Here is a 13023-nt window from a genome sequence, read left to right on the forward strand (position 1 = left end):
TAATTTTAGGTGATGTATTATTTTCTGTATCATCATTTATATACAGAAGATCATCGGCAGATCTGTTTTTTAAGAATTAGATCTTTCACTTTTCGTTAGCCCTCCCATCAATATGTCATAGACATGTTCGGTTATTGTATTTAAAAATAACCGGCTGTTTTGTGGTTTTGAATTATTAACCCAATTAATATAGATTATTATGAAAAAAAAGAAGCTTAATGCAAAGTTAGCGCTAAAGAAAAACGTTATTTCAAAATTGGATACCGGAAAGCTCACAGGAGGTAATGGAGAAATTTCCACCACTCCGCAATGTATCCTTACCGGTCCGCTGGAAGGCTGTGAAGTTACCTGTAACTGTAATACCGAAGGATGTAACAACTCTAATGGTTGCGGTGATCCGACGAATCAGACACAGCAGATCATTACATGTCTGGTACCATGTAATTAAGCAATAGAATTACCTATCTGGCCGGGTTGTGATCTTCACATCCCGGTTTTTTTGTCACTAAATCTAAAAGTTGTGATAATAGTTAGCGGTTAAGGACACTTCTTAGCTGATAGAAGATACGCTGAAGTACGGTAAGTTCTTCCAGGACTATTTCTGCAGCTCCCTGCATTTCCTGCCGGAACTCTATTTCCTTTTCATAACTGGTAACTAGGCTGTTTATATCCACATAAATGGTATACTGAGCCTGTTCCTCCCCTTGTTTAGGAACATCGGAAATATTAACCACAGTACCTTCAAGACTTCCCCATTCCTGGTGAGGGTAATTATCCAGTTTTATGATCACCCGCTGATCCAGCTTCAGTTTCCCGGAATTCTGGATCGGAACACTTAACTTTCCAACCAGTTTTTCATAATTATTGGGCACAATGGTAAACAGTATTTCTCCGGTCCTGATATTCTGATTTTTATTCCAAACATCAAAGATGGTGATCTTCCCGTCTATTGGGCTTTTTAAGATATAAGCACGTTCCCAATCCAGGATCCCGTTGCTCAGGTTCTGGTATGCTTTTTCCAGTTCCTGCCGGTTATTATTGGTAGATTCCTCTCCCTGGATCTCCGATCTTGTCAGGGCACTGCGATTTCCCGCAATACTGATCCTTGTATTTGAAATGGTGGTTTTCAGGCTTTCATACTGAGACTCATCTGCCAAAAAAGATCTTTGTGCGTCCTCGTATTCTGCCTTTGAGACAACCCCTTTATTAAAAAGCTTTTCCTGACGATCAAGATCATTTTTAGAAAGGTTCAGTTGTTCTCTGAAATTCTCCAGCTGATTCTGCTGTTTCTCCAACTGATCCTGCTGCTCCCTGATTTGCCTGGTAATAGCCTGAGATTCTCTTTTATTGGGCTGTTGCAGATTGTATTGTATGTAGTTCTGATATTCGGTCAGAAAATTGTTATAAGCCAGCTGAACTGGCCCCAGTCCCAGGAAAGTGGGAAACTCACTTCTCAAAGAATCCAGATCGAAGATATCCGGTACAAAAAAATCTACTTTCTCCTTTAGCGCCAGTTTTTTCTTCAGATAGTAGATATCATCAAAATTGGCAGTATTCTCAATTTCGGCCAGGATCTCATTTTCCTTTACCAACTGATTGGCCTCCACAAAAACATTGGTCATTCTTCCGCTTGACTTGGCATCAAGATAAACCGGAGGGTTCTCTGTTGTGATCACGATCCTGGAAGGCAGAATATCGTTATAACTGATCAGGGCCGCTCCCACGAATACCAGGGCGATAATAATAAACACCACAGTTATCCCCCAACGGATCACCCAATTGGGTGCCTGGCCAAGTATTTCCTTTACCTGGCTGGAGCGTTCGTCCAGTTCGTCGATCTTTCTTTTTTTCTTTACTTCTTCTGCCATTTTAATTCCCTAATTCCAATTGATTCTTAACAAGGGTATAATAGGCGCCCTTTTTAGCCGTGAGCTCGGTATGTGAACCTCGTTCTATGATCTTACCCTTATCCAGTACAATGATCTGATCTGCGTTCTTAACTGTACTCAAACGGTGTGCAACTACCACCACCGTCTTGCCTTTATAGAACTCCTGGAGGTTTTCCATGATCACTTTTTCGTTATTGGCATCCAGGGCACTGGTCGCCTCATCAAAAAAGATATATTTAGGATCCTTATACACAGATCTCGCAATAAAAATACGCTGTTGCTGCCCCCCGCTTATATTCACTCCACTACTTCCGATCTTGGTATTAAAGCCCGAAGGAAGTTCTTCTATAAACTCTTCAATATTGGCTACATTCACTGCATGAAGCAGGCGCTCCTTATCTACAATTCCCTCAGAATCGGATTCGGTAATATTACGTGAGATCGTATCTCCGAAGAGAAAACCGTCCTGCATTACAGAACCACAGGCTTTTCTCCACATTCCTGTACTCAGATTGTTTAATTTCATACTCCCCACATTAATACTTCCCTCCGTAGGATCGTAGAATTTAAGCAATAGCTTGATGAGCGTGGTTTTTCCACTTCCGCTGGCCCCGACAATTGCCGTTACTTTTCCTTCCGGAATATCAAAATCCACATCTTCAAGAACCCAGGGAGAGCTTGCACCACCGTACCTGAAACTCAGGTTCCTTATTTTAATAGTTTTATCTGTGGGTAACTCTCTGATATAATCTTCTTTTTTATCCTCTTCATCCTCTTTTAAATGGATCTCCGCCAGACGCTCAAGACTTATTTTGGCGTCCTGTCCGGTCTGAATAAAGGATATAAAATTATTGATCGGTAAATTCAGCTGCCCGATAATATATTGTACCGACAGCATCATCCCCAGTGTCAGCTCTCCGTCAATTACAGATTTTGCTGCTATAAAAGTGATCAGGATATTTTTAAGTTCGTTTAGGAACTGTCCCCCCGTATTCTGGGTCTGAGAAAGTGCAAGCCCTTTAATGGAGATCTTGAACAAACGCACCTGTATAGCTTCCCACTCCCATCTTCTTCTTCTTTCCGAACCGTTGAGTTTTATCTCCTGCATTCCCGATATAAGCTGATACAGGCTACTCTGGTTATCGGAGGACTGATCGAATCGCTTATAGTCCAGCTCGGCCCTTTTCTTTAAAAACAGAAGGGTCCATCCTATATAGGCGGTAGAACCAATAAAGAACAGCACAAAGATCGTAAGATTGTAATACGCCAGTATGGCTCCGAAGATCACAAAATTAAACGCAGAAAAAAGCGTATTCAGGGTTGTAGACGACAAAAAGCTCTGTATCCTGTTATGATCATAGATACGCTGAATGATATCTCCTGTATTCTTTGAGTCGAAAAAAGCGATCGGTAGCCGCATTAATTTGATAAGGAAATCCGATATCAGGTTAATATTGATCCTACTGGTCATATGCAGGAGGATCCACCCTCGTATCAGTTCTACGGTCGTGCTCGATATAAAAAGTGTTAGCTGTGCAACGAGGATCAGATAAACAAAATTGATGTTCTGGTAATTAATACCATAATCTACCACTGCCTGGGTGAGGAAGGGGAAGATAAGCTGAAGCAAACTCCCTACAACGAGTCCGAGAACAAGTTGAAGGATATATCGTTTATAAGGTTTAAAATACCAGAACAGGAATTTAAACCCGTATTCCTTCTTTTCGGTTTTATCATTCTCATAAAAATCGGGAGTAGGTTCCAGCAACAGTAGGTAACCTTCGGCTTCTTCAGGATCGGCATTCTTTCCTATCCATCCTTTAATAAAATCTTCTTTGCTGTATTTTACAAGTCCGTGAGCCGGGTCTGCCACATAAACCGAATCCTTCTTAATTTCGTGTACTACTACAAAATGCCGCTGCCTCCAGTGCGCTATACACGGTAGGGGCACTTCTTCTTCCAGCGTTTTATAGTTTACGCTTACCGCCAGGGTGTGAAAACCTATATCTTCGGCAGCTTCGGCAATTCCCCCAAGCGACACTCCTTCTCTGGTGATATTCGATTTTTTCCGGAGGACATCCACGGGAACGGATCGCCCGTGAAATTTAGTTACCATCCTAAGACATGTTGGTCCGCAATCCATCTGATCCAACTGTTTATAAAATGGGAACTTTCTTAATTTCATAGGAATAATTTAGCTATAAAAATATCATATTTATTTTAAAATCCGAGTAGATTCTTATATAATAATTTCATCCGTTTTATTCTGAATATCACCTGTTTTCAATCCATAAAAAAAACCCACCATAGTGGTGGGTTTTCCGTAATTTTTATGCTTTTCTTATTAGAATCCAAGTTCCTTTTTAACATCTGCCATAAGGTCTTTCCCATCGGCAAGTATTACTCCCGATCCCTGAGTAGTATCAAGGACATACTGGAAGCCCTGAGCTCTTGCTACTTTCTGAATAGCTTCTCTCGCTTTGTTAAAAATAGGCTCTAAAAGCTCTAATTGCTTTTTCTGTAATTCCTGTGCTGCAGCTTGCTCTGCCTGACGGATATTTAATTCCAATTGCTGAACCTCCTGAGCTCTTTTTTCGTTCTCTTCTTTAGTTTTCGATTGAGCTTCATTCTGATACTGCTTAAACTTATTCTGAAGTTCCTTTCCGGAATTCTCCAAATCAGTTCTATATGTTTGCTCCAACTTGGAAATCTCAGCTCTCGCTGCTTTTGTTTCAGGCATATCATTCACTAATTGTTGCACGTTAATATGTGCAATCTTGCTTTGCGCATTTACATAACTAGTAGCTCCAACAACTAATGCAAAAGCAATTACGAACGTTTTAATCTGTTTCATGGTTTCTAAAATAATTGTTTATGTTTAAGTGTTATTTTTAAAGTATTAATTATCATTTTTCTTTTCGCTCCCGTTCTCCTTCTCTTTGTTCTCTTTTTCTTTTTTCTTTTTCTCTCTGGCTTCCTGCGCAGCTTTCTTTCTCGCTTCGCGCTCCGCTAACAATTTCTTTCTTCTCTCTTCATAGGCCTTTTTAAGCTCTTCTCTTTCCTTTAATTTCTGTTGTCTTCTTGCTTCAAGGTCTTTCGCCTTCTGGTCTCTTCTTTCATCGGCAGCTTTTTGTCTCGCTTCTACTTCCGGATTCGGTACCGCCTCGAATTTATCTTTTTCACTGGCCGCTTTTGAACGTGCTTTTCGCTCGTCCTGCTTCCTCACAACGTTAATACGCCTTAAAACCAGCTCGCTAATATCGTATTTTTTATCGGAATATAGCATAACTACGTCGGCAGATTTATCAAAAATAAAATCATACTTCCTTCCTGAAGCTATTTCCCGCACCGCATTGAATACCTGATCCTGTATCGGTTGTACCAAAAGTCTTCTCTGTATTACCAGATCTCCCTCGGGTCCGAAACGATCCTGTTGATATTTAAGCATTTCCTTTTCGAGGATCTCAATATCCTCTTCTTTTTCCTGAATAAGCTCTTTGGTCAATAAAACCTTTTCTGCATTCAGGTCTTTCTTCATTTGCTCTACTTTACTCTTCTTCTGCTCTATCTCAATTTTCCATTTCTGGACCTTAGCATTAAGCTGTTCGTTTGCTTCCTGATATTCCGGTACATTCTCCAGGATGTACTCCATATCAATATAACCGATCCTTACACCTCTCTGGGCCTGGACAGATAAAGCAAAGAAAGTCAACAATAATAAAAGAACCTTAGTTTTCATAAGCGGTTGATTTAAGTATAGAAAATATCATGCCAAAAATTAAAATTGTTGCCCGATGATAAAATGGGTTTCCCATCCGTTTGCACCGGTTCTACCCGGAAGTGCATCAAATCCATATCCAAAATCAATACCTAATAAACCAAATGCAGGCATAAAGATTCGAATACCAAATCCGGCAGATCTATTTAATCTAAACGGATTAAAATCCCTAAAATTGTCAAAAGCCGCTCCTCCTTCTAAAAAGGCCAGCCCGTAAATGGATGCCGCCGGTTTTAGAGTAAGGGGATATCTCAGTTCTAAAGAAAATTTATTGTAGATGGACTGCCCGTCCTGGCTAAGGGTCCCATCGTCATTTAAAGTGGTAATTGATTGGTTCGGATATCCTCGAAGCGCTATGTTCTCACGCCCGTCCAGGGTAAAGTTCCCCAGACCGTCTCCTCCAAGGAAGAAACGCTCAAAAGGTACTAATCCTCTATCGTTATTATAGGCTCCTAAAAAGCCGAATTCTCCGGAAGTTTGTAATACCAGCTTATCGTAAATAGTGGTATACCATTTTCCACTGAATTTAATCTTATAAAATTCCAGCCAGTTAAATCGTTCCTGGTCTATCTTTCCTTCATCCGGTATCGGATCCAGACCGGTTTCCGAGATCGGTCTTCCGTCAGCACCGATCACTCTTCCCTGTGCATCCTGTAACTGGAATTCCGGTTGGTTCTCCAGATCGGCATAATCTACTCCGTTAAATAAGGAATAAGGGAAAGTTACTTTTGCGCTTAAGGAGAATTCAGATCCCCATGTTGGATAGATCGGGTTTCTACTCAACTCTCTACGGCTAAGTGCAATGGTATATGAAAGGTTATTTGAGAATCCGTTCGGGAAGGTGAACAGATTGGTGTTAAAGTTTCTCAGGTCATAATTCTGAAAAGCAAGAGCGTGCGATAAAGTGAAAAAGTTATCCGGAACTGTTAACCTTTTCGCCAGTCCAAGTGTAATTCCCGAAATAATGAATCTCTGGTCCCTGTCTACATCTCTACTCAGGATATCAAATCTGAACTGTGTTGTTCTCGATAAGGAGATAGAGAACTGTACCGGTTTTTTACCTCCTAACCATGGTTCGGAAAAGGAGAAACTATAGGTCTGGAAAGTTCTACTTGCCTGTAAACGAAGTGCCAGTCTCTGACCGTCTCCCGTTGGAATCGGTTTGTATGCTTCTTTCTTAAAAATATCCTTTATAGCAAAGTTACTGAACGATAATCCTAGGGTTCCGATGAATCCACCTCCACCAAAACCTCCCTGGAGCTCTACCTGACTGGATCCTTTTTCTACCAGACTGTATTCTATATCTACGGTCCCCGCATTCGGATCCGGGTTTTGAATATCGGGAGTGATCGCTTCCGGATCGAAGAATCCTAATTGTCCCAGTTCACGAATGGTTCTGATCACATTATCCTTACTGTACAACTGCCCGGGTCTTACTCTCATTTCACGATAAATAACGCGGTCGTTGGTCTTGTCGTTCCCCTTAACTGTAACATTATTAATATAGGCAGGTTTCCCTTCAATGATCCTTACCTCAAAATCTATGGTGTCGTTTTCGGCAGAAACCTCAACCGTATTGATCCTTGAGAACAGATAACCGTTATTCTGATACAGGTTGGTTACATCCAGTGCATCCGGTTTGGTAGGATCGGCAACACGTTCCTTTAATAATACTCCATTATAAGTATCTCCTTCATCTATCCCTAAAATACTTTTAAGTTGCTCGTCGGTATAAGCCGTGTTTCCGATAAAATCTATATTACCGAAATAATATTTTCTTCCTTCCTCCACATCAATATTAATATCGATGGTATTGCTTTCATTATTAAAAGCAACCGTATCCGAAATGATCCTGGCATCCCTGAATCCTTTTTCTTTATAGGCATCGATAATAGTAGAAAGGTCGGTTTGATAATCTTCGTCTATGAATTTGGATTTTTTCCAGAATCTCAGAGGGAATTTCTTTTTGGTATTCTTCATCGCCTTACGCAACCTCTTACCTTTTAGCTGTTCATTTCCGTTAAATGTAATGGATCTGACTTTTACTTTTTCTCCCCTGTCTATATTAACCAGAAGTTTTAAGGAATTGGTCTCGGCGGTATCTACAGCCGTCACCAGATTTACCTTGGCATTTAAATAGCCTTGTTTTTTGTATTTGTTAACCAGGTAGTTTTTGGTATTGGTCAAAAAACTCTCGGTTAGTTTCTTTCCTTTTTTAAGATCGGTTTCCTTAACGATCTCATCAACCCTTTTATTTTTAATTCCGGCTATCTTAACCTCGGATAAAGTTGGAAGTTCCTGAATATTCAGTTCCAGGAAAATCTTATCTCCTTCTATTTTGGTAATATAAACGTTGATGTCGCTAAAGAGTTCAAGCCCCCATAGATTTTTAATAACCTTACTGATCTCCTCTCCGGGAACGGTAATGGGTTGCCCCACTCTTAAACGGGTATAGGTAATTACCGTATTCTCATTATAACTTTTGATTCCGGTAACTTTTATTCCTCCGAGGATGTATTTTTTGCCCTTGTCAAAGGAAGTTTCCTGGGCGATTATTGAATAGTTACAAAAAATAAATAAAAGTAGTACACTAAAATATCTCCCAAACATGATATTCTTAGTTAAGTTGTTCGCTTGTTTTTCCAAATCTCCTTTCTCTATTTTGATAATTTATTATGGCATCGTGTAAATCTTTCTTTCTAAAATCGGGCCAAAGTATGTCCGTAAAATACAATTCTGCATAAGCAATCTGCCATAATAAAAAATTACTTATTCTATGCTCACCACTGGTTCTGATAAGCAGGTCTACGTCGGGCAAATCATACGTGTAAAGATGTGCATTTATAATTGATTCGTCAATATTTTCTAAAGAAATTATATTATTTTTAACTTTGGTACAGAGCTCGATAAAGGTGTTTTTCAATTCCTCTCTGGCCCCGTAGCTAAGCGCTATGGTGAGGGTCATCTGAGAATTGTCCTTTGTCTTCTCTATCACCTCTTTGAGCTCGGTTCGCGCATTAGCAGGTAGCGCTTCGAGGTTTCCGATACTATTAAGTCGAATATTGTTATCGTGAAGTGTTTTCATCTCCTTTCTAAGGGAGGTGATCAATAATTTCATCAGTGTTTCCACTTCCAGTTTAGGACGTTTCCAGTTCTCTGTAGAAAAGGCGTAAAGTGTTAAATTTTTAACACCGAGTTCCGCGCAACCTTCAACTACCTCTCTCACAGATTTAGCACCGTTCTCGTGGCCAAATACGCGAAGTTTCCCTCTTAATTTAGCCCACCGGCCATTACCATCCATGATGATAGCTATATGTCTCGGAAGTTTTTTTCTATTAATCAGGTCTTTCCTGTCCATTATTATTATTCCTTATCATTCAAAGCAATAATAACAGGGTTTTTTACCAAAAGTGTAGGTGATCGTAATTCCTGAGAACACATACCAGTCATCGGTGTTCAGACCTCCAAATCTAAACTGAGTCGTAGCCGCATCTCTCGGATTACTTCCATCCAGGTTATCGGTAAAGGTGTATCTTGCTCCAACCTCTGCCCCTATTATTATACGTTGTCCAAGTTTCCCCTTAATTCCAAGGGTCATAGGAATTGCAAATGTATTACGATTTCCGTTACCAATCGCAACTCCGTTATCAAAAAACAGTTCACTGGAATTAAAATAAGACAATCCGCCATATAAATAGGGGGTGATCGGCTTACTGAAATTGTGAAGGTTAAATTCTAAAAAATTAAACTCAAGCCCCACAGACAGCTCTCTCACCGTATTCCTGAATTCAAATCCTCTCTGGTTTCTCGCTCTGATATCAGAATCTGCGTCATCGCCAACAATATCTGAAACCGTAAAACTAGCTCTCCAGGAATACCGACTGCTCTTATTCCATTTGTATAATACTCCGAATGCAAGTTGATTAGGATTAATATGATTCGTGGCTCCAATGTCGCCAACATAATTACTTCCTCCTAAAAATACTCCTAATTCGTGTGTCTGAGCCTTGCTCAAACCCATTCCTGTCAAAAGAAAAAGTATTAAAACTATTTTTCTCATAAAACTTAAAGTTTGCAAATATAACAATTCTGATTGCTCACGGGCAATTTGAAACAAAAACGATGTGATTGATAAACTTTATTTGAAGCTTTTTATTGCCTAGTTGCGTTTGTCTTCCCCCCAAAGAAGTTTTTTTCTGAGGGTTTTAAAGAAACTTTCAGATTTTAATTCCACCATTCTGATGGTAAAAGGAGCTTTTTTAATAGTCAGTTCGGTTTCGTTGGTTACAGTGGCAATTCTGGAGTCCAAAGATACCAGGTATCTATCCTCTCTTCCCGAAACCCTGAGCTTTATGATCGTATCATCCGGAATAACCAACGGCCTCGCATTCAGGTTATGCGGCGCAATAGGTGTTAAGACAACACTGGAAGTATCCGGAGTTATAACCGGCCCTCCGCAGCTTAGTGAATAACCGGTAGAACCTGTTGGAGTAGCTGCTATAAGTCCGTCAGCCCAATAAGAGGTCAGATATTCCCCGTTCAGATAGGTACTTACCGTGATCATGGAAGTAGTATTCTTTCTGCTTACCGCAATTTCATTCAGGGCAAAATTTAATTCGTTCAGTTCGGAAACCCTGGGATAGGTCTGTACCTGCAACAAGCTGCGCTCTATAACTTCGTATTCTTTATTGACAATACTTTTTACCGCTTCCGTTATTTCCTCCTTCTGAATGGTTGCAAGAAACCCCAATCTTCCGGTATTGATCCCCAATACGGGAATTCCCAGACTCCTTATATATAAAATGGTCCTCAGCATGGTTCCGTCTCCCCCGATACTGAAGAAAAGATCGAAAGAGCTATCGAGGTCTTCGTAAGATGTAAAAGTCTGATAGGTTTTATTGAGTGGCATCTCCTCCTTTATCATAGCAAGATAATGCTCCTCAAAGTAAACATCGATCCGATATTTATTTAATTCGTCAAGCAGCGTTTTAACGTACTCATCCGATCCTGCCTGATAAAACTGTCCATAAATACCGATTTTCATCTGCTTAAATTTTAATTAGGTTGAATTTTAAGGATCAGATATCCAGAAATCTTTTCAGATAATCAGAACGTTCCTTCAGGTCTTCTATATAAAGGTCGTCCTCATTTCCGGAAACAACATTATAATTATAACGCCTGAAAGACTGGATAACGGCATTAAGCCCTACATTACCTATTTTAAGGGTCAGCTGAACAATATCATCTCTGCTGTCTGATATAAAAGCCCCCAGTAATTTCCCGTTATTGCTTTCCACTATCTGCGAAAGCTCACTAAAAGAATAGTCCTTATGTCCTTTTTCAACGATCAGTATTCCCCCGGGTTCATTCAAAAAAGGAGTTTCGTTAAAAAAGGTAATGATATCCATTAACTCGTAATAACCCACATAATTATTATTCTTGTCGATCACCGGCATTATATTGGCATTGTTCCTCGCAAAAGCCTCCAATACTTCCAGCCAGTTAGTTCCTTTCCTGACAAAAAAAGTATCCAATGCATATTTGTAATCCACAATACTTTTTTCCTCATCAAAAGAATAAGTATCATCCTCCGAGATATTTCCAAGCAGATAATCATTTTCCAGTACCGGAATATGGGTATAGGTCCATTCACTGAACTGCTCTCTCACCTTAACAACTGTATCTAAAGGTGTTAAGGGTGTCATCTCGAATCTTATGTAGGAGTTAATTTTTATCATAGTCAAATCTTCGGCAAATTAATTAATTTATATGATAAATTCAGATGCCTACTTTGTATTTTTGTTTACGAATTATCATTTTATGATTTTGTTATGACAAAACTCAGTGTTAATATAAATAAAATCGCAACATTGCGAAATTCCAGGGGTGGTAATGTTCCCGATCTGCTCAAATCTGCCATAGATATTCAGGATTTCGGAGCAGAAGGTATTACCATTCACCCCAGGCCTGACGAAAGGCATATACGCTACCAGGATGCACGGGACCTTAAAGCCGTTGTTCATACCGAATTTAATATTGAAGGGAATCCTATCAAAAAGTTTATCGATCTCGTACTGGAAGTTAAACCCACACAGGTAACCCTGGTACCCGATGCAGTAGATGCCATAACCTCTAATGCGGGCTGGGATACCGTAAAAAACAGGGACTTTCTTAAGGAAGTGATCTCAGAATTCAAAAGAAATGGGATCCGCACCTCCATTTTTGTCGATCCGGTAATCGGAATGATAGAAGGAGCTGCTTTAACGGGAACAGATCGGATTGAGCTTTATACCGAAGAATTTGCAAAGGAATACGCCAACGGGAATCCGGGAGGCATAACTCCCTATGCGGATGCGGCCAGGAAGGCTACAGAATTCGGACTTGGTATTAATGCCGGTCACGACCTTAGCCTGGATAATATCAAATTCTTTAAAGAAAATATTCCGGAACTTCTGGAAGTATCTATAGGGCACGCCCTAATTGCAGAATCCCTCTACCTGGGGCTGGAAAATGTCATCAATATGTATCTAAACAAACTTAGCTAATGGATCTTTTACATTCCAGGATTGTAGGCGAAGGCACTCCCCTGTTAATTCTGCATGGTTTTTTGGGAATGTCCGATAACTGGAAAACACTGGCTAATTATTACGCCAAAGAAAATATTCAGGTACACCTGATAGATCAACGAAATCACGGGCGCAGTTTCCATTCGGATGAGTTCTCTTATGAACTTACGGCAGAAGACCTTCTTCATTATTGCAATCATCATCAACTGAATAATGTTAACATTATAGGACATTCGATGGGTGGAAAAACCGCGATGCTCTTTGCAGTTCGCAACCCGGAGAAAGTTGCCCGCTTACTGGTAGCAGATATTGCGCCCAGGTATTATCCGGTGCATCACCAGACGATATTACAAGGGTTAAACGCCATCAATTTTAACGAGGTTAAAAGCCGGGGAGCCGCAGATGAAGTCCTTTCAAAATATATTCCCGAGATCGGAGTAAGGCAGTTTCTACTGAAAAATCTTTACTGGAAAAGCAAGGAAGAACTGGCTTATAGATTTAATCTGCCCGCACTGACAAAAAATATCGAAAACATAGGAGTTGCCCTTCCCGAAGGTAGCAATTTTGAAGGGCCTACCCTCTTTTTAAGGGGAAGTAAATCCGATTATATTTCAGATGAGGACCTTCACCTTATAAAAGAGCATTTCCCGCAGGCAGATCTGGACGATATAGAAAATGCGGGACATTGGTTACACGCAGAAAACCCAAAGCAGTTTTTTGAAAGATCCCTTCGTTTTTTGCAGGCATAGAACCGCTTGTGGGGAGGCAGCTTTAGAATAACTGCCGGGGA

The 13023-nt window shown here is 40.2% G+C and carries 12 protein-coding genes; 3 read left to right on the forward strand and 9 right to left on the reverse strand.

The window, feature by feature from the left end; all coding sequences use genetic code 11:
- Positions 1-199 precede the first annotated feature (199 nt).
- Positions 200-448: a hypothetical protein gene (locus GWK08_RS03900; protein WP_163605587.1), complete on the forward strand. Its 249-nt coding sequence runs from the start codon at positions 200-202 to the stop codon at positions 446-448.
- Between the two features lie 82 nt (positions 449-530).
- Here GWK08_RS03900 and GWK08_RS03905 read toward each other — a convergent pair whose 3' ends face one another.
- From GWK08_RS03905 to GWK08_RS03945, 9 genes are all read right to left on the reverse strand, one after another.
- On the reverse strand, positions 531-1868 hold the full coding sequence (locus GWK08_RS03905) for an HlyD family secretion protein (protein WP_163605588.1): 1338 nt from the start codon (positions 1866-1868) through the stop codon (positions 531-533).
- A gap of 1 nt (position 1869) precedes the next feature.
- On the reverse strand, positions 1870-4074 hold the full coding sequence (locus GWK08_RS03910; RefSeq protein ID WP_163605589.1) for a peptidase domain-containing ABC transporter: 2205 nt from the start codon (positions 4072-4074) through the stop codon (positions 1870-1872).
- 159 nt (positions 4075-4233) lie between these two features.
- Positions 4234-4743: an OmpH family outer membrane protein gene (locus GWK08_RS03915; protein WP_163605590.1), complete on the reverse strand. Its 510-nt coding sequence runs from the start codon at positions 4741-4743 to the stop codon at positions 4234-4236.
- Between the two features lie 45 nt (positions 4744-4788).
- Positions 4789-5628: an OmpH family outer membrane protein gene (locus tag GWK08_RS03920; protein ID WP_163605591.1), complete on the reverse strand. Its 840-nt coding sequence runs from the start codon at positions 5626-5628 to the stop codon at positions 4789-4791.
- A 39-nt stretch (positions 5629-5667) separates the two neighbouring features.
- Positions 5668-8277: an outer membrane protein assembly factor BamA gene (gene bamA, locus GWK08_RS03925; RefSeq protein ID WP_163605592.1), complete on the reverse strand. Its 2610-nt coding sequence runs from the start codon at positions 8275-8277 to the stop codon at positions 5668-5670.
- A gap of 7 nt (positions 8278-8284) precedes the next feature.
- The gene (locus GWK08_RS03930; RefSeq protein ID WP_163605593.1) at positions 8285-9025 is read right to left on the reverse strand and encodes an isoprenyl transferase; all 741 of its coding nucleotides are present in this window, start codon (positions 9023-9025) and stop codon (positions 8285-8287) included.
- A gap of 15 nt (positions 9026-9040) precedes the next feature.
- Entirely contained in the window at positions 9041-9727 is a 687-nt protein-coding gene (gene porG / locus GWK08_RS03935) for a type IX secretion system protein PorG (protein WP_163605594.1), read from the reverse strand.
- Between the two features lie 99 nt (positions 9728-9826).
- Positions 9827-10711 (reverse strand): NAD kinase, encoded by an 885-nt coding sequence (locus tag GWK08_RS03940; protein ID WP_163605595.1) that lies wholly within the window; start codon positions 10709-10711, stop codon positions 9827-9829.
- Positions 10712-10745: 34 nt separating this feature from the next.
- A complete protein-coding gene (locus GWK08_RS03945) occupies positions 10746-11372 on the reverse strand; it encodes a CBS domain-containing protein (RefSeq protein WP_239524852.1) in 627 nt (208 codons plus the stop codon).
- Positions 11373-11498: 126 nt separating this feature from the next.
- Here GWK08_RS03945 and GWK08_RS03950 point away from each other — a divergent pair, with 126 nt between their 5' ends.
- Positions 11499-12212 (forward strand): pyridoxine 5'-phosphate synthase, encoded by a 714-nt coding sequence (locus GWK08_RS03950; protein ID WP_163605596.1) that lies wholly within the window; start codon positions 11499-11501, stop codon positions 12210-12212.
- Positions 12212-12982, forward strand: a complete 771-nt coding sequence (locus GWK08_RS03955; protein ID WP_163605597.1) for an alpha/beta fold hydrolase — start codon at positions 12212-12214, stop codon at positions 12980-12982. Before GWK08_RS03950 ends, GWK08_RS03955 begins: the two co-directional genes overlap by 1 nt.
- Positions 12983-13023: the final 41 nt, after the last annotated feature.

The organism is Leptobacterium flavescens (assembly GCF_010671605.1).
Classification (GTDB): Bacteria; Bacteroidota; Bacteroidia; order Flavobacteriales; family Flavobacteriaceae; genus Leptobacterium; species Leptobacterium flavescens.